This window comes from Aminobacter sp. 01T433 (genome assembly GCF_056398585.1).
Map to the genome: position 1 here is coordinate 514,751 of NZ_JBFTPR010000002.1, position 21,852 is coordinate 536,602.

General features: G+C 62.1%; 20 protein-coding genes. 9 read left to right on the forward strand and 11 right to left on the reverse strand.

The window, feature by feature from the left end; translation table 11 throughout:
* Nucleotides 1–26 precede the first annotated feature (26 nt).
* Both AC1DLV_RS05125 and AC1DLV_RS05130 read left to right on the forward strand, forming a co-directional pair.
* A complete protein-coding gene (locus tag AC1DLV_RS05125) occupies nucleotides 27–878 on the forward strand; it encodes a DUF1194 domain-containing protein (protein WP_476798483.1) in 852 nt (283 codons plus the stop codon).
* A 652-nt stretch (nucleotides 879–1,530) separates the two neighbouring features.
* The gene (locus AC1DLV_RS05130; protein WP_476798484.1) at nucleotides 1,531–2,436 is read left to right on the forward strand and encodes a DUF930 domain-containing protein; all 906 of its coding nucleotides are present in this window, start codon (nucleotides 1,531–1,533) and stop codon (nucleotides 2,434–2,436) included.
* A gap of 194 nt (nucleotides 2,437–2,630) precedes the next feature.
* Here the strand turns inward: AC1DLV_RS05130 and AC1DLV_RS05135 are convergent, their stop codons facing one another.
* Both AC1DLV_RS05135 and AC1DLV_RS05140 read right to left on the reverse strand, forming a co-directional pair.
* On the reverse strand, nucleotides 2,631–3,110 hold the full coding sequence (locus AC1DLV_RS05135) for an SRPBCC family protein (protein ID WP_476798485.1): 480 nt from the start codon (nucleotides 3,108–3,110) through the stop codon (nucleotides 2,631–2,633).
* On the reverse strand, nucleotides 3,094–3,450 hold the full coding sequence (locus AC1DLV_RS05140) for an ArsR/SmtB family transcription factor (RefSeq protein WP_476798486.1): 357 nt from the start codon (nucleotides 3,448–3,450) through the stop codon (nucleotides 3,094–3,096). The genes AC1DLV_RS05135 and AC1DLV_RS05140 overlap by 17 nt, the downstream gene beginning before the upstream one ends.
* Before the next feature lie 255 nt (nucleotides 3,451–3,705).
* Between AC1DLV_RS05140 and AC1DLV_RS05145 the strand changes: the two genes are divergently transcribed.
* Nucleotides 3,706–4,692 (forward strand): methyltransferase, encoded by a 987-nt coding sequence (locus AC1DLV_RS05145; protein WP_476798487.1) that lies wholly within the window; start codon nucleotides 3,706–3,708, stop codon nucleotides 4,690–4,692.
* Nucleotides 4,693–4,930: 238 nt separating this feature from the next.
* Here the strand turns inward: AC1DLV_RS05145 and AC1DLV_RS05150 are convergent, their stop codons facing one another.
* The 7 genes from AC1DLV_RS05150 to AC1DLV_RS05180 are packed head-to-tail and all read right to left on the reverse strand — an operon-like array spanning nucleotide 4,931 to nucleotide 12,969.
* Complete coding sequence (locus tag AC1DLV_RS05150) at nucleotides 4,931–5,731, reverse strand: SDR family NAD(P)-dependent oxidoreductase (protein WP_476798488.1); 801 nt, start codon at nucleotides 5,729–5,731, stop codon at nucleotides 4,931–4,933.
* Entirely contained in the window at nucleotides 5,728–6,171 is a 444-nt protein-coding gene (locus AC1DLV_RS05155; RefSeq protein ID WP_476798489.1) for a Zn-ribbon domain-containing OB-fold protein, read from the reverse strand. The genes AC1DLV_RS05150 and AC1DLV_RS05155 overlap by 4 nt, the downstream gene beginning before the upstream one ends.
* Nucleotides 6,168–7,346 carry a thiolase family protein gene (locus AC1DLV_RS05160; protein ID WP_476798490.1) on the reverse strand — a complete coding sequence of 393 codons (1,179 nt, stop codon included), beginning with the start codon at nucleotides 7,344–7,346 and terminating at the stop codon, nucleotides 6,168–6,170. The genes AC1DLV_RS05155 and AC1DLV_RS05160 overlap by 4 nt, the downstream gene beginning before the upstream one ends.
* Before the next feature lies 1 nt (nucleotide 7,347).
* Nucleotides 7,348–9,402: a CaiB/BaiF CoA transferase family protein gene (locus AC1DLV_RS05165; RefSeq protein WP_476798491.1), complete on the reverse strand. Its 2,055-nt coding sequence runs from the start codon at nucleotides 9,400–9,402 to the stop codon at nucleotides 7,348–7,350.
* A gap of 38 nt (nucleotides 9,403–9,440) precedes the next feature.
* On the reverse strand, nucleotides 9,441–10,238 hold the full coding sequence (locus AC1DLV_RS05170) for an enoyl-CoA hydratase-related protein (RefSeq protein WP_476798492.1): 798 nt from the start codon (nucleotides 10,236–10,238) through the stop codon (nucleotides 9,441–9,443).
* 60 nt (nucleotides 10,239–10,298) lie between these two features.
* A complete protein-coding gene (locus AC1DLV_RS05175) occupies nucleotides 10,299–11,795 on the reverse strand; it encodes a class I adenylate-forming enzyme family protein (protein WP_476798493.1) in 1,497 nt (498 codons plus the stop codon).
* Nucleotides 11,796–11,805: 10 nt separating this feature from the next.
* Nucleotides 11,806–12,969 (reverse strand): acetyl-CoA acetyltransferase, encoded by a 1,164-nt coding sequence (locus tag AC1DLV_RS05180; protein ID WP_476798494.1) that lies wholly within the window; start codon nucleotides 12,967–12,969, stop codon nucleotides 11,806–11,808.
* A 59-nt stretch (nucleotides 12,970–13,028) separates the two neighbouring features.
* On the opposite strand from AC1DLV_RS05180, the gene AC1DLV_RS05185 reads away from it, so the two are divergent.
* Both AC1DLV_RS05185 and AC1DLV_RS05190 read left to right on the forward strand, forming a co-directional pair.
* On the forward strand, nucleotides 13,029–14,084 hold the full coding sequence (locus AC1DLV_RS05185; protein ID WP_476798495.1) for a zinc-dependent alcohol dehydrogenase family protein: 1,056 nt from the start codon (nucleotides 13,029–13,031) through the stop codon (nucleotides 14,082–14,084).
* Nucleotides 14,085–14,309: 225 nt separating this feature from the next.
* Entirely contained in the window at nucleotides 14,310–15,035 is a 726-nt protein-coding gene (locus AC1DLV_RS05190) for a GntR family transcriptional regulator (RefSeq protein WP_476798496.1), read from the forward strand.
* On the opposite strand, the gene AC1DLV_RS05195 is transcribed toward AC1DLV_RS05190, so the two are convergent.
* Nucleotides 15,036–16,283 carry an acetyl-CoA hydrolase/transferase family protein gene (locus AC1DLV_RS05195; protein WP_476798497.1) on the reverse strand — a complete coding sequence of 416 codons (1,248 nt, stop codon included), beginning with the start codon at nucleotides 16,281–16,283 and terminating at the stop codon, nucleotides 15,036–15,038.
* Nucleotides 16,280–17,140, reverse strand: a complete 861-nt coding sequence (locus tag AC1DLV_RS05200) for a 2-hydroxyacid dehydrogenase (RefSeq protein ID WP_476798498.1) — start codon at nucleotides 17,138–17,140, stop codon at nucleotides 16,280–16,282. The genes AC1DLV_RS05195 and AC1DLV_RS05200 overlap by 4 nt, the downstream gene beginning before the upstream one ends.
* A 312-nt stretch (nucleotides 17,141–17,452) precedes the next feature.
* On the opposite strand from AC1DLV_RS05200, the gene AC1DLV_RS05205 reads away from it, so the two are divergent.
* The 4 genes from AC1DLV_RS05205 (at nucleotide 17,453) to AC1DLV_RS05220 (ending at nucleotide 21,782) form a co-directional block, all read left to right on the forward strand.
* Nucleotides 17,453–18,928 carry an aldehyde dehydrogenase family protein gene (locus AC1DLV_RS05205; RefSeq protein WP_476798499.1) on the forward strand — a complete coding sequence of 492 codons (1,476 nt, stop codon included), beginning with the start codon at nucleotides 17,453–17,455 and terminating at the stop codon, nucleotides 18,926–18,928.
* Nucleotides 18,929–19,057: 129 nt separating this feature from the next.
* Entirely contained in the window at nucleotides 19,058–19,783 is a 726-nt protein-coding gene (locus AC1DLV_RS05210) for an ABC transporter ATP-binding protein (protein ID WP_476798500.1), read from the forward strand.
* A 26-nt stretch (nucleotides 19,784–19,809) separates the two neighbouring features.
* The gene (locus AC1DLV_RS05215) at nucleotides 19,810–20,610 is read left to right on the forward strand and encodes an ABC transporter permease (protein ID WP_476798501.1); all 801 of its coding nucleotides are present in this window, start codon (nucleotides 19,810–19,812) and stop codon (nucleotides 20,608–20,610) included.
* 86 nt (nucleotides 20,611–20,696) lie between these two features.
* Nucleotides 20,697–21,782 carry an ABC transporter substrate-binding protein gene (locus tag AC1DLV_RS05220; RefSeq protein WP_476798502.1) on the forward strand — a complete coding sequence of 362 codons (1,086 nt, stop codon included), beginning with the start codon at nucleotides 20,697–20,699 and terminating at the stop codon, nucleotides 21,780–21,782.
* Nucleotides 21,783–21,852: the final 70 nt, after the last annotated feature.

A 21,852-nucleotide genomic window follows, 5' to 3' on the forward strand; every position in this document is an offset into this window, starting at 1 on the left:
AGCCAAACGCGGAAAGGGAAAGTGCCATGTTCGGAAAAGCGCTCCAAGACGTCGGTCGTAAGCTGTGGGCGCCGCTCGATCCCGTGCAGATGCCGTCCCTGACTGTGACCGGGCAGCCCAAAGGCCCATTGAGACTGGCCGCCACACTTGCGGCGTCAATGTTCTGGGGCCTGCAGGCGCATGCTGCCAACGTTGATGTAGCTGTCGTGTTCGCAGTTGACTTTTCGTCCTCGATCGATCCGGACATAGCCGATCTCCAACGCAAGGGGCATGCCGCAGCTCTGACTTCGCCCGAGATTGTCGCCGCCATTGCCCGCAATTATCTCGGCTGTATCAGTGTAACCTATTTTGAATGGTCGAGTGCCGGGCGCATACGCATTGTGCTGCCGTGGACAAGGATCTGCTCATTGAAAGATGCCGAGGCTGCTGCACTGGTGATCAGCGAGGAAGGCGATACCGGCTTTAGTCGCAGGGGGCGAGGCAGAACATCCGTTTCCTCAGCCATCGACGTGGGAAGTCTGCTCCTCGACCAGTTTCCGGGAACAGCGGCCAAGAAAGTAATCGACATCTCAAGCAATGGCAAAAACAATGACGGCCTTCCTGTTCACCGAAGCAGGTTGAACGCGATTGCTAAGGGGTACACGATCAATGCGATCGCCATTCCGACGGAAGGTGAGAACCCCGACCAAAGGTTGGCCTCGTATTTTGCCGACTCCGTCATTGGCGGTCCCCAAGCCTTCGTGGTGGCCCTCAAAGATCCTGGCGACTATGCCACGGCTCTCCGCCGCAAACTGGTGGCTGAAATAAGCATGAACATTGACCCACAATTTTCGCGAGCAGCGGATGAGCGTTCTTCGCGGTTGTGTCGCGATTGCTGAATGCGGTCGCGGGTTGGCCAAATCCAAGAGCACGCACATGATCTTCGAGGTCAGCTTTGCGTGCAGGGGCGGCACATCGGCGGCAAGCGGGTCCCCAACGGAACGGCTGATCGTTGATAGCATCGTCCCGAAAGCGGATCGACGGCTCGGTGCCACTACGAGCCGCTCAGGCCAGACGAAGATACACACACGAGGAAGCAGGGCCGGCCCAATCACACTACACTGGCCCTGACAAAACCAACTCCGCGGTCCTGTTTCCCTATTTAGGCCCTCCAGCGGCTATTTTGCGCAACTCCTACGTTCATGCTTGATGCCGCCTCCTTTTCACGGCACATCGGTCAGCATGAAGGATGAGACAAGGGACCGCAGTCGGGACTTGTCGTGGGCCTTGCCCGCGTCACTGATCTTGCACGGGCTCATCGTCGCGGTCTTGGTCTACGGCCAGCCGATGCTTCCTCATCTGCAGCAGGAAGAACCAGCGGTAAACGTCACTCTCGTGCCTCCGCCCGAACAGCCAAAGCCGAAACCTGCTCCTCCGCCGGCCCCAAATGAATCCAAAGCCGAAAAGCCCCCGGAACCAAAGGAACCCAAAGCCGAAAAGCCTCCGGAACCGAAGGCGGAACAACCGCCTCCATCGGAAGTGCCACCACCCATGCCCGCACCAATCGAGGTCCTGAAGCCTGTTTTCCGGTTCGGGGACAAGGATGCCGGTTCCAGTAAATCTCTGGAGGGGGGCATCGTTCAAAACAGCTCGCCGTCCCCGGCGAAGGGTGACGATTCGAAGCCACCTCTCCCAGCGAAGGGCTCGCAGAACGAAGCCGCCACGTCGCCGGGCTCCGAAGAGCGGCCAGATGCAGCCAGCGACACCGAAAAGCAGGCGACTGCGGCAAAGGATACCGAGTCCGCACAGGATGCGGAGAACGACGCGACCTTAAACCAGGACATAGGCAAACAGGAGACTGACAAACAAGAGGGACTGGTGGATGGTGCTGACAAGCAAACAGCAATGCCACCAACGCCGTTGGATGCTGCCGGCAGCGACGGTGAGATCGCGCTTCCCGCCTTGGCCAAAGCGCCACAGCCCAGGCCTGCGACTGCGCCGAAGTCCAGCTTTGCAAAGGCATCGAAGCCCAAAAGCGGGAGCTCCGGGACGCCAAACTCTAAGGATGTGGACGTTGCCACATCGCAACCCTATTCGGGATTGCCGGGAGTTCGAAGGCCCCAATCGCAAGGTGTTACCGGCGATGCGCTGGCCACAACCTCGATGGCTGGCGTGCCTCGCGACCAGCGGGTTGCCAAACTTTGTGCCAGCACCTTGCAGCAGCAACTGATGCAAGCTTCTTATTACCCCGACCTGGTGCCAAGTCTTCCGCTAAAACTGGGCAATGTCCTTGACGTCCCGAAGGCTCATTTCCGCACGCGAACAACATGGCACGCTCTCAGCTTCAGATGCGAGGTCGATACCGACGCGACGTCAGTCCTGTCGTTCTCCTTCCGCGTCGGAGCTACGATCCCGCGCGAGCAATGGGCGCGTCTCGGACTCCCTACAGGGTTCTAGAGCTTGTTGCCCCCAATGGGGATCCCGGCTGTCTGGTTTCTCGTGTCACGCGAGATAGCATCCGTCTGAAGGCAGACATCGGCTGTGGCCATCCTTTTCCGTCAAGCTCTGACCCGCGCGATCAAGCGCAGCTCGATACGCACGCCGCATCAGCCATCGCCAACTAGCGCGCGCGGCACCCAGCGGCCAAGGGCTCAGCCGTCCAGCCAGGCGGCAAGGCTGTCCAGCGTCTGCAGCCCGTATTCCACCGCGCCGAAGCCGATGACCACCTGGCGCCGCTCGCGGCTCGGGTGGAGCTGTCGCATGGTCAGCACAGTCTTGCCGTCGGCCTGTTCATCGAAGGTCACCGTGGCGCGGAAACGATCGGGGTCGTGTGGGTCGGGCGTGCCGTAGTCCATCACGATCCGTTCGTTCGGCACGATCTCCAGAAAGCGCATGAGGTTCTCAAAGCGCTGCTCCCGGCCCTCGAACACGCCTACCATGTCGAACCGCCAGACCCCGCCCTCGCGGATATCGGCTTCGTGGGTCTCGATGCCAAGGCCTGCCGGCCCGTACCATTGCGCCAGCGCCTTAGGGTCCATCCAGGCGGCAAAGACCTTGTCGCGCGGGTGGTTGAGCAGCTTTACCAGCACGATTTCCCGGTCGAGCGACCAGGTATCAAACAGGTTTGTCATGTCGTTCACCATCCTCTTGTGTCTTGTCCAGGTAGACTTCCAGCCGATCCAACCGCTCGGCCGCGCGCCGGCGCTCCGCTTCCATCCAGTCCGCCGCCTCGTCGAAGCGCGCCGGCACCAACCGGCACCAGCGGCTGCGCCCGCGCTTCTCGCTGGCGATCAGCCCGCAATCTTCCAGCACCTTGAGATGCTGGGCGAAGGACGGCAGCGCCATGTCGAAGGGCTCGGCCAGAACGCTGACCGCGACCTCACCCTCTGCCAACCGCGACACCACCGCGCGGCGGGTCGGGTCGCTGAGAGCGTGAAAGGCGAGGTCGAGGGGCGTCGAATGGTAAGGCATATGCCTTTGTAACGCGAGTTGGAGGCGCCGGTCAAGGAAATTAAGGTAGTTGCCTTAGTAATCGCTGACAGGCGACACTACAGGTCGGCCGCTCAGGCCCCAGTTCAGCAACGCGTCTCAATGGGCCGCCATCAAGATGCGCCGCGATCCGGTCGTCACTGAGGCCCTGCGATAAGCAAGGAAAGCGCTGCCCCGGTTGATTACGATCTTCCGAGCTGTTTCAAATTCGGTCCTGGGTCGCGGAAGGGGAGTGACATGGTGGATTCTAATCGGATCGACAACCTGATCGCAGCGGTGCCTCCCGCCTTGGCACTTCGAGCCGGGCTGGACCTTGGCGTCTTCACCCGGCTCGGTGACAGCGCGATGACTGTTGACAGTCTTGGGGCCGCACTCAAAGTGGAGCCCGATCGTCTGTCGCGGCTCCTCTACGCGCTCGCCAGCATCGGACTCCTCGAAGTCAAGGACGGTCAATTCCGCAACGGAGCCGAAGCGTCCGCCTTTCTCGACGCTTCCAAGCCGACCTATCGCGGCGGCGATCATTCGCTCCTGCGCGAGCTCTGGGGAGCCGACCTATTGACCGCAGAGTCGCTGCGTCAAAGCCGGCCGGCTGCGCTGCACGACTTTTCCGAAGCGGGGCCCGAAGCAGCGGCGGCCTTCAGCCGCATGCTTGCGCCGCGCGGGTTGGTATTCGGCCGACATCTGGCCCAGGAGATGGACCTCTCAGGGATCGGTTCGGTGATCGACATCGGCGGGGGGCCGGGGACCATTCTCGTCGGACTTCGCGAGCGGCGGCCGCAGATTGTGGCGACGCTGATGGAGCTCCCAACGGTCGCAGCGGTCGCGCCAGATATCCTGTCAGAATACGGTGAGAACGACGTGGTTGTAGAAGAGGGGGACATAACTGTGGCGCCATCGAGGGGTCGGCACGATTTGGCGATCCTGAAGGCCGTCATCCAGGTCCTTCCGCCGGACCAGGCACGTAGCTCGATCTTGAACGCGGCGCGTTGCCTGACACCTGGAGGCGAGATCGTAATTGCGGGGTGGGGTGTCGTCGATGACGATCGCCTAGGCCCGCCTGAGGGTGTCTTTTTGAATCTCACCTTCTTGAACCTCTATCGCCACGGCGAATCCTACACTGAAGGTCAGTATCGCGCGTGGATGACTGAGGCCGGATTCCGGGATATCTCCAGGTCGCGCCTGACGGACGGCTCCACCCTGTTTCGTGCACGCCTCACAGGCTGATCGTGGCTCAATGGTTAGTATCGGACGCGACGCTCTCTGAGGCTCGAAGCTGCCTCTACCACATTGAACGCGCTGGTCTGCTTTCAAGCCGATTTAACTTGAAAGCAGACCATCCACTTGAGACCCCCCTAAAAGGTTCGTTGTTTTCCCTTGGATTGGCCTGTGTTTCGGCGTGGAACAAGGAAGCTAGCGCCGCGCGTTGAGCCTTAGCTAGCGGGGGTGTTTAGAGGCTGACCGGCTACCAGTGCGTCAGCCCGCCATCCACGGCGATTGTCTGGCCGGTGATGAAGGTCGCTGCCTCGGTCGACAGGAATAGAACAAGGCCGACCAGGTCCATCGGAACCTCCTCACGCGGGATGCATTGCGCCGCAATCAATCGGGCCTTGCCCTCTTCGGTCAACGTCTCGCGCGGGACTTCGGTAAAGGTGCCTCCTGGTTGCACAGCATTCACCGTGATGCCGGAGGCACCCAGCTCGCGGGCCATCGCGTTGGTCATTCCGATCAGGGCTGATTTGGAGGTGACGTAATGCAGGTAATTCCGCACGCCCAGCGGGACCGAACCTGAGGTGATGTTAACAATCCGGCCCCAGTTCCTTTCGCGCATGTGAGGGGTGACGGCTCGCGCGGTCAGATAGCAGCCAGTGATGTTGACGCGCATCACTCGCTCCCATTCGTCCAGGGGAATTTCTTCAAAGGGCTTCATCTTCAGGCTGGTGAAGATGCCGGCATTGTTGACGAGCACATCCACACGCCCGAAGGTGCGGGCGACCTGCTCGACCATCTCTTCGACAGAAGTGGCGTCGCCCACATCCGTGTGGATCGCAAGTGCCGAACCCCCGGCCGAAACGATCTCATCCTGGACCGAGCGAGCACGCTCCAAATTGGCTTCGGCAACAATGGCGTGCGCCCCGGCAGCGGCGAACTGACGGGCATATTCGCGACCGATCCCCTGGCCTGCGCCAGTTATGATCACCACCTTGCCGGTGACATCAAAATTCCGGCCGTATGGTACGGCGGACACTGGAAGTATCTGGTTCATCTGAACTCTCCTTGGGTTGAAAGGGTGTCATCTTGGACCGGCTGCCATTGGCAGATGCGGCCGGTTGTTCCGTCATCGAACTGGGCGTCGATGAACACGGCCTGGACCAGGGCGCCGATTTTCGGCGGCCCCCCGGTTTCGATGAGATTGCCCACGAGAAGCGGCCCCTCTTTCGTCTGGACGCTGACGATCGTGTAGGGGGCGGGCAGGGCGGGAAAATAGCTGCGGTGAAAGATCGTCCAGGCGACGATCCGGCCCGATCCAGAGAGCGGGCGCCACTCGGCTTCCACGCTCCCGCAGTCGTCACAGGTCGGTGCCGGCGGATAGCGGAACCGGTCGCAGCCCGTGCAGCGTTGCAGGCAAAGTTGGGCTCGGGCGACATGTTCCCAGTAGATGCGCTCTAGCATGTCATTGCGAGGAGACGGTCGCCCCTGCATCATGCGCCCCTCCTGTAAAGCAAGGTCGCAGCCTTACCGGCGACATCGGAAAGGTACTGGACATGGCGCAGCCGCGAGATCTGTCGCTCGCCAGCCATGCCGCGCAGCTGCCGCACAGCTTCGACCTGGTGGTTCCATCCCTGCATGTAGCTTTCTCCAAGCATGCCACCGCCGCTGTTGACTGGCAGCGAACCTCCTGGCCGGAGCCTGCCCGACCGGACCAGGCTCGCTGCCTCGCCGGGTCGGCAGAAGCCGAAGCCCTCCAGTGCGACAGGGACATGGACCGAGAAGCTGTCGTAAACTTGCACTGCGCCCACGTCCTCGGGGCCGGTTCCCGACATCTCGGCTAGGGCGGAGGCGGCTTCGTGGTGGGCGGTGTGGTAGCGGTCGATCAACCGAGGTCGCAGGCTCGTAGCGTCGCGGTTTAGATCGTGGCGGCCGAATCCGGCCAGGGTGACGACCGGGCGCCGCAGCCGGCGTGCGCGCTCGGTCGTCGTGACGATCAGCACCACTCCACCGTCGTTTATCAGGCAATAGTCATCGCGGCGAAGCGGCTCGCATATGTAGGGGCCGTCCAGATAGTCGCCCACCGTCAGCGCGCGGCGGCGGATCGCATTGGCGTTTAACGCAGCGAAACTTCGGATGCCGGCGACGACCGCGCCCAGATCCCCTGCAGTAAACCCGGTCTCGGCCATGTAGCGGCTGGCCATCATGGCATACAGGGCTCCTTGCGAGGTCAGTCCCCAGGGAGCGTACTGCACATAAGCCAGGAAGCGGTCGCCGCCCATCGCCTGCGGACCGCCATAGGCTGTAGCTGCGCTGCGCTGGTTGTTGCCGTAAACAAGGGCGATACATTCGGCCATCCCGGCGTGGATGGCCAGCGCCGCCTGCATCACCGCATTGACCGCATCGGCCTGGACCGCAAAACCCACGTCCAGGCCCAGCACCTCGCCGGTGCGTTCAAGCGCTAGAGGCGGGCCGGCAATCAAACCGTCGATGTCGTCCCGTGCAAGGCCGGCATCGTCGAGGGCGCGACTAAAAGCGGTCGCGGCCAATTGATAGGCGTCGTAACTTTTGCCGTTGCGGCTCGACTCGGCATCGTGGGCATAGCTGGTTTCGCCAATGCCGGCGACAGCGGCGATGTCGGAAAGCGCAGACAAGCGAAGTGGATCGCGCATCTCAGGCCTCCGCTCGGGTAGGTTTGAGGCCGAATTCGGTGCTGAGCCCGACATCGATCCAGTCAAGATGCGGCATTGCCAGCCTGACCTGCGCAGGCGTGGACATGAGTTTCAATGGGGAGCCGAGCACAGTCCATGTGGTGCCGTCGTATGTAGGCACCTCGACCAACAGCTCTCGCTCGGCGGTTTGCGGGGCGGCCGCGACTTCGGCCACACTGAGGACAGGTGCTGCTGCAATGCCCATTTCCTGGAAGGTCTCGAGAGCCTCGGCTCGGCTCAAGGCTGTGACGTCCAGCACGCCCTCTGCGGCAATCCAGCCGTCGTGGCAGGGCAGGATGTTGGCGCCGGGCGCGGTGCCGTCAAATACGGACTGCGTCGCCCAGACGGTGCAGTCCTGCATGGAGATGTCCAGTGATACGCCTTGTCCAGTGCGGTCGCGGTGACGTAGCGCCGCAAGAATGCCCAGTAAGCCGAACTGCCCGCCCAACTGGTCCGAGATCGAAATTCCGGTCTTGGTTGGCATTTCGTTGACAATCGTCGCGGCCATGGCGCCGGAAAGGGCCTGCACCACTGTGTCCAGCGCCGGGCGGCCGGGCCAGGCGCTATCCTGCCCAAAGCCGCTGACCGAACAGTGCACGATCGAGGGCTTGCGCGTCCGGATCGCTGCCGCGCCAAAACCTAACCGGGACAGCGAGCCCGGCTTGAGGTTTTCGATCACGACGTCGGCGCTGTCGATCAGACGCCACAGTTTTGCGGCATCCTCAGGCTGGCGCAAATCCAGCACGATCCCGCGCTTGTCGGTGTTCGACAATGCAAAGACATAGGACTGCCCATCGCCCGCTCGTAGTGGGGTGTTGATACGGTTTGAGTCACCCGTTGGCGGCTCCACCTTGATCACTTCGGCGCCTAGCGCACCCAATTGGCGACAGGCAAGTGGGGCGACCGTGTTCATGCCGATCTCGACGATACGAATATTGCTCAGCTCAGGCGTCCGGGGCGCGTCAGACAGCCCGATTGCCCCCGAGATGGCGCTCCCATGGGCAAGCACCTCGCCCACAGGCGGGGCGGCATAACCGATGGCGCGGATGGGGTTTCTGACCAGCCGCGTTCCATCCTCTGCCTGCACCAGCGTGTCGCGGTGCGTTAGGTTGAGGTCGGACAGAAGACTATCCAGGCTGTGGATCTGGCCGCTGGGGACGCCCGCTGCGCCGACCTGTTGCAAAATAGTTGCCACCGGATGGCCGCCCGTCCATTCGGCGATGATCTGGTCCAGCGCCTCCACGTTTTCGAACCGGGCGGTGGTGGTTGAAAAGTCGGGATGGTTGGCAAGTTCGGGATGCCCGGTCACTTGGCACAGCCGATGCCACTGGTCGTTAGTCGGGGCGCATATCAACACCCATCCGTCTTGGCCGCGATAGGCATTCCAGGGCGCCAGTGTCGGGTGCCGGTTGCCTGCTCGGCCGGCGGGCCGGCCAGTGAATACGAGAGGCAGGAAAGTCAGGAGCGCGTTCACGGCCACGTCGTAAAGCGCCATGTCGATGCGCTGGCCGCGGCCGGCAGCGTCGCGATGACGGAGTGCTGCCAGGATTGCCGAGGCGGCATAAACGGCTGTCTCCATCCCCACGAAGGGCGCGCCGGTGAGGTGTGGCGCGCCATCGGGGCGGCCTGTCGTGTCGGCTACCCCCGCGAGCGCCTGCACAATGGCTTCGCTGTCCGGTCGCCCGGCCCAGGGGCCGGTCGCGCCGTAGGCGGTGATGTCGCACAGAATTGCCGTTCCGGGTGCAGCGACCCTCATAGGCTGGACATCGGGCGATGAGAGGATCACATCGGCACCTGCGGCGATGCTTCGGAAGTAGTCGTCCGCGCGGCCCACAGGCATCTTTCCCGCAACCCTGCGGCTGCGGCCGGGGTAGGGGGGGGCGTCTTCGGCTACGTAGACTTGCGCGCCCAGCGAGGCCAGGAGACTGCCGCAGGTTGCAAGCTCCGGCCGGCCGGGGAGTTCCAGGACCGTCAACCCTGCAAGTGGCAGATAGGGGCGGGTAGGATCAGATGTCATCTTGAAGTATCCGGACTGGTTACAACCGAACCCAAGGCTCAACGGCCGCGGTACATCTTGCTCGCGAAGTCGGGCTTGCGCTTTTCGCGCAGGGCGTTGCCGCCTTCCTTTGCTTCGTCGGTGCCGAAGTAGAGTGCGAGTGCCGAGAAGGCGAGTTGCCCGATGCCGCGGATGTTTTCGCTGTCGGCATTGAACGACCGCTTGGCTATGGCGATGGCTGTGGGGCTGCGATCGTTGATCTCGCGGCACCAATGGTCGACCTCCGCGTCCAGGTGATCGTCGGGGACGACGGCGTTTATCAGCCCCATAGCCAACGCTTCCTGGGCGCTATAGCGGCGGCAAAGATACCAGAATTCGCGCGCTTTCTTTTCACCCACTGTGCGCGCCAGGAAAGCGGTGCCGAACCCCGGATCAACCGACCCCATCTTGGGTCCGACTTGCCCGAACTCCGCGTTTTCGGCTGCGATGGCCAGGTCGCACAACGTGACCAGCACGTTACCCGAGCCCACCGCATAACCGCGGACTTTGGCGATGACGGGCTTGGGTACGTCGCGGATGGCCGTCTGAAGCTCCTCGATTCCGTTGCCCAGGACGCCGATGCCGTTGTCGACGCGGTCAGCCTTCTTCTCGTCCTTGTCGCCGCCGATTCCGAAGGCTCTGGTACCAGCGCCTGTTAGAACGATGACACCAACTTCCCGGTCCCACCCGGCGCGGCGGATGGCATCGGTCAACTCGTAATAGGTACGGCGGGTATAGGCGTTCAGGCGGTCGGGACGGTTGACGGTGATCGTTGCGGTGCGGTCGCGCACTTCAAACAGAATATCTGTGTATTCCATGGTCAATTCCTCTAATTGTACGGACATTTATGCGGTCATGCGTTTCGATAAAAACCGGGCTCAAGCCAGCATTCGGCGCAACTCGGTCTTCAGGATCTTGCCGTAGTTGTTCTTGGGTAGCTCCGGCACATGAACGTAGCGCTTGGGGCGTTTGAACCTTGCGATGCTGTCGCAGCAGAGCCGGTCAAGTTCCTCCTCTAGGCTTGACGCGCCTTCTTCGGCAACAATGACCGCTACGACAATTTCGCCCCATTCCGGGTCCGGCAGGCCGATGACCGATGCTTCGCGAACATGCGGATGCGTCAGCAGCACCTCCTCCACTTCGCGCGGATAGATGTTGGAACCCCCCGAAATGATCACGTCCTTGGATCTGTCGGTCAGGGTCAGATAACCCAACGCGTTCATTTCGCCGATGTCGCCTGTCAGAAGCCAGCCATCGCGCAGGTTCCGTGCGGTGGCGTCGTCGTCCTTCCAGTAGCCCTGCATGACGGTGGGCCCGCGCACCTCGATCTCGCCCGGGGTGCCGGCGGGCACGGGCTGTCCGTCTACCGTGACGCGGACGTCCACTACGGAATGCGGCCGTCCGACCGTGGCGATCTGGGCGCCTGGCTGTGTGGCGCTGCCGTGATCGGCGGCGGCCAGCACGGTGATGGTCATCGGCGTCTCGCCCTGGCCATATATCTGGGCAAAGTGGGGTCCCAGCACCTGCATCGCCCGGGCCAGGTCGGCCTGATACATCGGCCCACCACCATAGATGACGGTTTTCAGGCCCTGTCCGGTGTCGGCGCCCTCCAGGGCTGCCTCGGTCATCCGGCGCACCATGGTGGGCGCCGCAAACAGCGATGCCCGATCCAGCGTTCGCGCCAGTTCCAGCACTTCCCTCCCGTCGAAGCCGCCCGATAGCGGCACGCAATGACGGGCCCCACGCAGCACATGTACAAGGCTGTAGAGACCAGCCCCATGCGACAGCGGAGCGGCATAGATCATGCAGTCGCCCGGCTGAACGTCTTCGACATCGGCCAGATAGGCCAGCGACATCGCCACGAGGTTTCCGTGGCTGAGCATGGCGCCTTTGGGCGTGCCCGTCGTACCCGATGTGTAGAATATCCAGGCAAGATCGTCTTGCGCGCGCGGCTCGGGCGGCAGAGGAAAGATATGAGCCGTGTCGGGCGCGACGGCCCGCAAGATGTCGACAACTTCGGCTGCAACGACTGCAGTCAGGAGGGGGCTGTGATCGGCATCAGAAAGCACGATCCGGCTCTCCGAATGCTCCACGATCCAGGCAGCTTCGAGAGGGTGCAGCTTGGCGTTTACCGGCACAGCCACGCCGCCGGCCCACCAGATGGCAAAAAGTCCAATCAGATAGCTGGGATGGTTGCCCATCCAGATCGCCACACGGTCGCCCGGTAAAAGTCCTCCATCCTGGAGCAACCGTGCCAAGTCGGCGGCACGAGTGGCAAAGCCTCGGTAGGTTTCGGCCTGCCGCGTACCGTGCAGCAAGGCAGTGTGGTCAGGATGGACCTGGGACGATCGATGCAGCCAGTTTGCAAGGTTCATTGGTCCGGTCCTATCGCCTGGCTTCGAGAAGGCTGACGTAGTTAGCCACTGCCAGCCCGCCCATGTTGAACACCCCTGCCCGGTCGGCACGCGGCAATTGCATCGCTGGAGGGGCCTCTCCGGCCAGCTGCATTGCAGCCATCACATGCATCGACACTCCGGTCGCACCAATTGGATGCCCCTTGGCCTTCAGTCCGCCCGACCGGTTGACCGGAAGCCTCCCGCTGGCCTCAGTTAGGCCGCTGGCCACTACGTCCGCGCCGCGCCCGTAAGGAGCCAGGCCCATGGCTTCGTATTGTAGCAGTTCCGCAATGGTGAAGCAGTCGTGGGTTTCGACGAACGACAGATCTTCGATCCGCCAATCTGCGCGGGCCAGTGCCCGGCCCCAGGCCTCCCGGCAGCCCTCCATCAGCAGGGGATCGCGGCGTGTGGCGGGCATGAAGTCCTGCACATGGGCGGTTGCGGCAAGCCTGATTGCCCGCGGCGCGTCATGTGCCGTATCGAGGCTAAGGATAAGCGCCGCCGCTCCGTCCGATACGGGCGAGCAGTCCGTGCGCCTCAGCGGGCCTGCAACGAGCGGATTGTCCGGACTTATCGTGCGGCAGAAATCGAACCCCAGGTCTTTTTGCAGATGGGCCAGCGGGTTGTCGGCACCGTTCAGGTGGTTCTTAGCCGCAATCGCGGCCAGAGCGTCCGATTTGTCGCCGTGACGCTGGAAATAGGCCATGGCCACCTGGCCGAACAGCCCTGCGAAACCGCCCTCGGTTTCGCCCTCTTCCTTAAGGTAGGCTGCGCGCAAAAGGTTGCGACCGACTTCAGGACCAGGGGTGTCGCTCATGCGCTCGGCCCCGACGACCAGGACCTTGCGCGCCTCACCCGACTTGATAGCGCGAATTCCCGAATGAACCGCCGCAGAGCCAGAGGCGCATGCGTTTTCCACCCGAGTGGCCGGGCGAAAGCGCAGTGCCGGGTCTGCCTGAAGAACCAGCGCGGCTGTGAAATCCTGTGCGGAGAAGCCCGCGTTGAAATGGCCAAGGACGATCTCGTCGATGTCTTCGGCTCGCAGCTGTGCATGTGCCAGCGCGTCAGTCGCAGCCTGGATGATTAGTTCTTCCAAGCTGGACCGGCTTTTGCAGAAGCGGGTGTGTCCCCAGCCGATGATCTCGACGTTCATGTAGCGTCCTCCCTGTCTCTCTATAATGTTCGGACATTTGGATTGACAAGTCTTTTTTTATGGCCGAGCATTCGAGGCATGACTTTTTGCATTGGAAGGACAGAATGAGAGTTTACAGGACAGACGGAAGCGGGCGGCCGGACGGGCTTTCAGTCGACGAAATCGAAGCACCACTACCTGGTCATGGCGAGATCACGGTCCGGGTAAGGGCAGTTTCGCTGAACTATCTGGACCTGAAGGTCATAGCCGGGTCGTTCCCTGGAGGGCGGACCGGACTTGTGCCCCTGTCCGATGCGGCGGGTGAAGTTGTCGCCGCGGGGCCAGGCGTGACCCTGTTTCGACCCGGCGATCGGGTTGTCTCGACCTTCTTTCCGCGTTGGTTGGCCGGCCCGATCACAGACGAAGCGCGAACGACCATCCCCGGATCGACCGCGGAGGGCGTGTTGCAGGAAATAGTTCGCTTCCGCGAGGAAGCAGTCGTGCTTGCGCCTGAGCATCTGGACTGGGGGCAGGCCGCGACGTTACCCTGCGCGGCGCTGACCGGCTGGCAGTTGCTGACCGGCGCGCGTCCCGTCCTGCCAGGCGAGGTCGTCCTAGTGCAGGGGACTGGCGGGGTATCGCTTTTTGCCCTGCAGTTTGCCCGCGCCGCCGGCGCACGTGTCATCGCCACGACCAGTTCGGTTGCCAAGGCCGATCGTCTGCGCGCAATTGGCGCCGAGGCGGTGATCGACTATCGCCAGACGCCCGAATGGGGCGATGAGGTGCGCCGCCTGACCGCAGGGAAGGGGGCCGACCATGTAATCGAGATTGGCGAATCCGGCACCTTGCAACAGTCCATTCGCGCGGCGGCGGTAGGCGCACAGATTAACCTGATCGGGCGGCCTGTCGGAGCTCCCCACGTCGATCCGGCGATCCTGATGGCTGCCATGGGCGCAACGTATCGGCGCATTGGCGTGGGCAGCCGGGCCGATTTCCTGGCGATGAACCGAGCCATTTCTGCGTTGCGGCTGGAGCCGCTGATCGACCGTCGCTTTGGGCCTGATGAAGTGGCGGAAGCACTGCGCTACTTTGCCGGGCGCGGGCAGTTCGGCAAGGTCGTCATCATTCTGGGCTGATACTCCACGCGGGCTGACTTGTCTGCGATGAGTCAGCGACTGCTGGTCACGGGTGCTGCGGGTGGCTCGCGCGGGACGTTGTCGCCTCTTTAACCTGGAGTGTTGAGAGTTGTCAGTCTGGCGTAGGCGAGAGTTTGCAGGTCGGGTGGTGGCCAGCGGACCGGCAGGTGTTGAAGTCGTCTCGGGAAATGTTAGAACAAATAAACCCCGTGAAGCGAGATTGCCGTGTCCAGACTTCCCCCGTTGCATCTGAAAATCAGCGACGAACTGCGCCGGCGCATTGCGCAGGGATTTTATGGTGGCGAGGAATTGCCTCCAGAGATCCAGTTGATGCAGGAGTTCGATTGCAGCCGACACACGATGCGCTCAGCCTTGCAGCATCTGGTGTCGGAGGGGCTGATCGAACGCCGAGCGGGGTCAGGCACCCGCATTACTGACCGTGCGCGCGGTGGCGTGTGGGCATTGGGCAGGCTAGGCGACCTCATCGGGGAATTCTCCCCTGACGATTATTTGACCCTCGTCGCGCAGACTGTGCCGGCTGTAGATCACTCCGAGGCGGCTGCGGTGTTCGGACTTTTGCCGGAGGCACGGCTATTTTACCTCATGCGGCTATTGTTGGCCCAGGGCATCCCCTATGCGCTGGCTGATGTGTTCACCCTTCCCGACTTCAGTCGGAAGATCCCTCAGGAACTCCTGGGGGCCGAGCCGTTGATTCATTTGGTCGAGAAATACGGCCGCGTCCGATCCGTCCGAGTGCGACAGGTGGCTAGCGCGGCGGCGGCGGGCACGACCGTAGCGCGCCAGTTAGGCATGACAGTGGGCGATCCGGTTTTGATCCTGAATCGCACATACTTCGGTGCGAGCGGGGAGGCTATTCTGCATACCAGTGTCAGCGCCAGGCCCGATCGCTATCGGCAGGAAGTCGACTTCCTGCATGAAAACCCGATCTGATCAGCCCGGTAGTTCGGCAGCGTCGCGCTGCAGCGTCTCGCGGTCGTCAGGGTGAGCAATGGCCACCATCCGGCGAGCGCGCTCCTTGACGGACAGGCCGCGCAGGGCCGCACTCCCCCATTCGGTGACCACGAAGTCTGCCTCGGCCCTGGGCACGGTAACCACTCCCGAAGACAGCTTTGACACGACCCGCGCTCGCCCCGTGGGGGTTCGGCTTGGCAGGCAGATCAGCGACCGGCCTCCTTGCGAAGCCAAGGCGCCGCGGACAAAATCGGCTTGGCCACCTATAGTACCCAGGTAACGCGTCCCAGCGATTTCGGAGCTTGTTTGCCCTGTCAGGTCCACCTCGATGGCCGAGTTCACAGCGACCAGGTTTTCCAGCCTTGCAAGAGTTGCCAGCGAATGGGTGTAATGAACCGGTTCTATCCGCAGCTCGCGGTTGCCGTCCGCGAAACTGTACAGTGTTGTGCTGCCCGCCAGCGCGCCCGCAACCGTCAATCCCGTGTCCTGTGACTTTCGTGAATTGTCTATGACGCCCGATTGGATCAATGGCAGCACGGCGTCGCCGATAACGCCCGAGTGCAGGCCCAGATGACTATGACGCGACAGGGCAGCCAATATCGCCGAAGGCACCGTTCCAATGCCAATCTGCAGAGTGTCCCCGTCGCGTATTAGTTCCGCTGCGTGTCCAGCAATGAGGTGGTCGGTCTCGTCCGGTGAAGCTTGCGGAACTGCGATCAGGGGCCTTTCACAATGCACGACATGATCGAAGCGCGACAGATCCACGGGGTGGCGGGTAAAGGTCCGCGGAGCGGCGACATTGATCTCGGCCACCGCGAGCCGAGCCTGGGGAATGGCATATCGCGCAAAGGACTGGACCGCACCTGGAGATGGTGCACTGGAATTATCGCCGGGGCCAAGCTGCACCAGGACAACCGAGACAGGGATCGTGCCTCTGGCCAGGGTGTCGGGCAGTTGCGACAGATTTATCGGATGCACCTGCATCCGCCCGGCTGCGCAAAGGTCGCGGTTGGAACCGACTGCGCCCATCCCGTGGATGCGAAGGCGTTGGTCGGCTTCCGAACTGATCAGGCGGGCATAGCTGCCGGCCAGGAAAACGGCAAGGTCGCCCAGGCTGGGCAATGCCTCCAATGCCTGGCGGACCAGATCGACTGGTTCAGCCGCCCCTTGCGACCACATCAACATGTCGCCGGGGCGCAGAAGACTGCCAAGCTCAAATTCGGTCATGACTGCACCCTTGCGTGGCGCGGCGGCAGCCCGTGCAAGGTGTCCACCAGATTGTCGCAGATCGCTGAAAGCTCGCGCAGCACGACTTGTCGTGATCCTCCAGCAACGTGGGGTGTCAGGATTGCATTAGGCAGCGCCACGAGTGGGTCGTCATGACCCAGCGGTTCTGTTGCGTGAACGTCAAGGCCCAAACCGGCCAGATGGCCCGACCTCATCGCATCGACCAATGCGGCACTGTCGATAAGCGCGCCTCGTGCCGTGTTAATGAGAATGGCACCAGGCTTCATTGCAGCGAGCTCAGTCCGACCGATCAGCGGTCCGGTCAGGCCAGCAGGCGGCACATGCAAAGTGACAACGTCAGCCTGTTCGAGCAAAGAGGAAAGATCAAGCCGGCGCCAGTCAAAGGGGCTCGCCTGTGCTGCGAACGGATCCTGGGAGGTCCACACGATCTGCATGCCGAAAGCCGCGGCCCGGCGAGCGACCCGGATGCCGATTTCGCCCAGTCCAACGACGCCAAGCGTGAGGTCCGACAGTGCACGGATCCCTGTGACCGACGGCCAGTTGTAGCTGACCTGGCCGGATGCACCGCCGGCTCCGCGGAAGCTGCTCAGTCTGGCCTGCATCGCTGGCAACCGCCGTGCCGCGGCTAGAACAAGCATCATCGTGTGGTCGGCCACATGCTCCAGGCTGTGCCGGGGCAATAGGGAAACCTCGATATTGCGCTCATGGCAGGCAGCAATGTCCAGACCTTTGGGTCGCTCGCCCAACCTTTGAACCAGACGCACTCGTGGTGACTGCGCAAGCATTTGGGTGCCCACTTCACCTCTGCGAGATACCAGTATCTTGGCTTCGGCCAAGCCTTCGCCAGGCGCACAGACAACAGGACGGCAAACTGCCCGCAAGTCCCCGAATACTGCCCCTAGTTGAGAATCCGCAGGCTCTTCAGGCAGAAAGAAAGCTCGAGCCCGCTCCCGGCAGGCCGGTTGGTCCCAGAGGATGAGGTCGCGCATCAGCCGCAGGACATGATCATCGTCGGTCAAAGATAGCGACAGGAGAGGCAAAGCAGACATTTTTCAGTTTCTCGATTGCAAATGTTCGGACATTATAGTAGCGATCTTGCACGACACAACACCCGATCCACAGGGATCTCCACTCTTCGGAGGAAAGACATGAACATTGCCACCGCACGGCCTCAAGCAGGCCATCCCGAATTCCAACTGTTTGTTGGCAACAAAGAGCGGGCGGCGGCCGAAGGTGCTGTCTTCGTGAGGCACAATCCGTTCAATGGAACAGTCGCAGCAGCCTTTGCCAATGGCACCGCAGCGGATGCCGAGGCAGCGATTCTGGCTGCTCGAGAGGCCTTCGATCGCGGAATCTGGTCGAAGGCCCCGGCACGGACGCGTCATGACGTGCTGCGTCGCATCGCCGAGCTGATCCGCAGCCGGACCGAGGATTTTGTCGCCCGCATGGTTTTGGAGTCAGGCAAGCCTGTCGCTCTCGCCCGGGGTGAAGCGGCAGCAGCGGCGCGAACCTTCGACTATTATGCCGGCCTCGCATTGGCCGACGAAGGCAGCGCCATCGCTGGCCGCGTTCCCCATGCAATGGGCCTGATCCTGCCTGAGCCGGTGGGCGTCTGCGCCTTCATCACACCGTGGAACTTCCCAATGCTCAATCCAGTGTGCAAAATTGCCCCGGCGCTGGCGGCGGGATGCACCATCGTGATCAAGCCCTCGCATCTGTGCCCCGGCCCAGTTGCCGTATTGGCCGAGGTGCTGGCCGAAGCGGGCCTTCCGGAAGGCGTATTCAACCTTGTCACGTCGGACATCGAGCGCGGCGGTGTCGTCGGGCAGGTGCTGGCGGGCTCTCCCTTGGTGGACAAGATCGCCTTCACCGGTTCCACCGCGACCGGCCGAGCGGTCATGCGCGCGGCAGCCGCCAACAACAAGCATGTTGCCCTGGAGCTGGGCGGAAAGTCAGCGAACATCGTCTTTGCTGACGCACCGTTCGATGTCGCCGTGGCTACCGCTATCACCGCATTTTGCTTCAACAGCGGGCAGCAGTGCTCGGCAGGTAGCCGCCTCCTGGTCCAGAAGTCGATCCAGGACCGCTTCCTGGACGCGCTGGTCGGCGCGGCAAGTCGGCAGGTGCTAGGTGATCCGACCCAGGACGCCACGACAATGGGTCCACTTGTCAACGACGAGCAGTTCCGTCGCGTCTCGAGCTATGTCGAGTTGGGTGACACCGAGGGTGAGCGGCTATACGGCGGCCCCACAGGCAATGGCCTTTTCGTTGCACCAACCATCTTTTCCAGCGTCTCGAACAAGGCCCGTATCGCGCAAGAAGAGATATTCGGACCCGTCCTCTCGGTAATTGCATTCGAAGACGAGGATGAGGCCATCGCGCTGGCAAACGACAGCGACTACGGTCTGGCCGGCGGTGTCTGGAGCCGTTCGATCGACACCGCGCTGCGGGTTGCTCGTGAAGTGAGGACGGGGAAGATGTTTGTGAACTGCTACAATTCGGCGGGGATAGACGACATGCCTCACGGCGGCGTCAAGGACAGTGGTATCGGTCGAGAATTTGGCCGCCAGGGGCTTGTTGAATACCAAGCCGTCAAGACCGTCCAGATTCGACTGGACAACTAGGGGCCGCGCCGCCCGGAGGAGAGAGGGTGGCGCAGCTGGCAATACAAGGGAGGAAGGGCATTGATCCCGATTGTACAATTCGAAGACGTCTCGAAGGTCTTCTTCAAGGGTGCCACACCGATCCAGGCTTTGGGCCGCCTCAACCTTTCGGTGAGGGATGGCGAGCTTCTGGCTGTCGTCGGGCCATCGGGGTGCGGCAAGTCCACATTGCTGAATATGACCGCGGGTTTGATGAAGCCAGGCACCGGCGCAATCAGATACAAGGGACAGGCTATCGCGGGGGCAAATACGCAGGTTGCCTACGTCACGCAGAAGGACAACCTTTTGCCCTGGCGCACGGTCGAACAGAACGTGCGTCTGCCATTGGAGATGGGCGCACACCGGCTGCTTCCGGAGGCTGAAAAACGTGCACGCATCGCCCGTTACATCCAAATGGTTGGCCTAGCCGGTTTCGAACACCATTACCCCAAGGAGCTGTCCGGTGGGATGCGCAAGCGGGCTCAGATGGCACGTTCGCTGGTCTACGAACCAGACACCCTTTTGATGGACGAGCCGTTCGGCGCGTTGGATGCCCAGCTGAAGCTGACGCTACAGGCGGAACTTCTCAAGACTTGGGAGGGATCGGGCAAGACGCTGATTTTTGTGACCCACGATCTGACCGAAGCGATCTCGCTGGCGGACCGGGTGGTCGTCATGTCGGGCCGTCCCGGCAGGATCATGGCAATTGCCGACATCCGCCTTCCGCGGCCGCGCGACGTGTTCCACATCCGGTTCCAGCCGGAGTTCGGAGCCTATTTCGAAGAACTTTGGGCCGCCCTCAAGCAGGATATGGCCGAAGGGGAGGAGCTAAAGTGAACACACTGGCTGAAAAGCAGCCCCGCGTGCTGCCTGCCGAAGAGGGGCAACCCCAAGACCCGGCGATTGCGCTTCGTCGCCGCGAAAATCGACTGGTCCTTTTGCTGCAAGTGTTGCTCGCTGTGAGCGTTGTGGCGATTTGGGAACTTGGAAGTGGACGCTGGTTTTCGGATTTCTGGGTCTCTAGCCCCTCGCAGATAGCGCACTCACTATGGTCTATGATCGCTGATGGGCGGCTGGCTGTGGCACTAACCGCTACTGTTGGCGTTGCGCTGTCAGGATTTGTCCTGGGCGCCGCCTTGGGCGTCGCGCTCGGAATCCTCCTTGGGCTTAACCCGGTCGTTGCCCGCGTGCTGGATCCCTACTTGGTCGGCCTCTATTCGCTCCCCCGGGTGGCGTTGGTGCCATTGTTTGTTCTGTGGTTGGGTATCGGCTTTGAGATGAAGGTCGCTTTCACCGCACTCCTGGTGTTCTTTCCGATTTTCATGAACACGCTTTCGGGCATCCGCTCGGTTGATACAGACCTGATCGATGTGATCAAGGTCATGGGGGCATCTCGCTGGCACGCGGTTGCAAAGGTCTTCATCCCCTCGGCCTTGTCGTGGGTGTTTGCGGGACTACGCATTTCTGCCCCCTTCGCACTGATCGGCGCGGTCGTCGCTGAAATGTTCTCGTCGAACCGGGGGCTTGGCTACCTCATCTCGCTCAGCGCGAGCCAATTCGATACGGCTGGGCTGTTTGCGACCTTGGCGGTAACAACAGTGCTCGGCCTTCTGCTGGACGCCGCGGTCGTTGTGATCGGGCGGCACCTGCTGCGCTGGCAATAGTCGGTTTTTGCGTGACGAAAGATTGTGGCGACCTGGGTATGGGCGCCACCAAAACGGGCAGTCGCGCCCGAACATGGGAGGAGAACATGAAATCAATGCAGTTTTCGCGCCGCCGCTTTCTAGCCACTGTGGGGGCGGCTGGGATTGCCACCGCCCTGACGCCCCTTTTGGGGCGTGCGGCCCGAGCCGTAGGGGAAGGACATTTGCGGGTGATCCACGCTTCGCCGGCGACTCTTGTCCTATGGTCTGTGACCTACCTGGCTGAGGATATGGGCTTCTACAAAGACGAAGGTCTTACAATCGAGCGCATTCCGTTGAACGGGGGACCGGTCGCCATGACCGCGCTGGTTGCCGGTGAAGGCGACCTGCAAGTCGCCACCCCCGGGGAGGCGCTTTCGGCCGTGGGTCGCGGGCAAGATATTCGTATCCTGGAAAGCTATACTGCAACGGATGCCTATAGCCTTTGCGTCAGCAAGGCCTTTGCCGAGGCAAGGGGCGTAACTGCCCAAAGTCCTCTCGCCGATCGCATTGCCGCAGTGGCAGAGCTCAAGGGAGGCAAGCTTGGCATCACTGCCCCGGGCAGCGCCACCGACCTGATCACACGAATGTCGCTGCGGGAGGCGGGGCTGAACCCAGATGCCGACTCGCAGATTGTGCCCATGGGCAGTATCGTTAACGTTGTCTCGGGCATCGCCAACGGTGCGGTGGATGGAGGCGCACTTCTTGCTCCCTTCACCGAACAGACAGCGCAGAAGTTTGGCGCGGTGCCTCTGTTGGGGGTGGCCGTTGGCGACATTCCGCCCGCGGCGCGATTGCAGGGGCAAGCGCTGCACGCGCGTGGTGAGGACGTCGAGGCGCGTACCGCCGATTTCGCGGCCTTCGTCAGGGCCGACTTGCGTGCGCTGAAGATGATACAGGAAGACCCTAACGCAGCGCGAGACAAGTTGCGGGCAACGCGGTTTTCGCAAATCGATGAGGCGATTTGGCCCGCAGTTTGGGCTGCCCAGTTCCCCACGTTCCGCACACCCCGTGTGACCGAAGACGGGCTGCGAGCTTGGCTTGAAACCGGCAGCATTGGCGGTAACCCAGATCCCAAAACTTTCCCCTACGGCCAGATGCTGTCGATGCAGTTCGTCGAAGACGGATTGCATGGCCTGGGTTGGAAGATCTGATCCCTTGGGCGTCGCCTGCCGGTCGGCGCCCACACATTCCAATTGAAAGGAATACGCATGACCACCACTT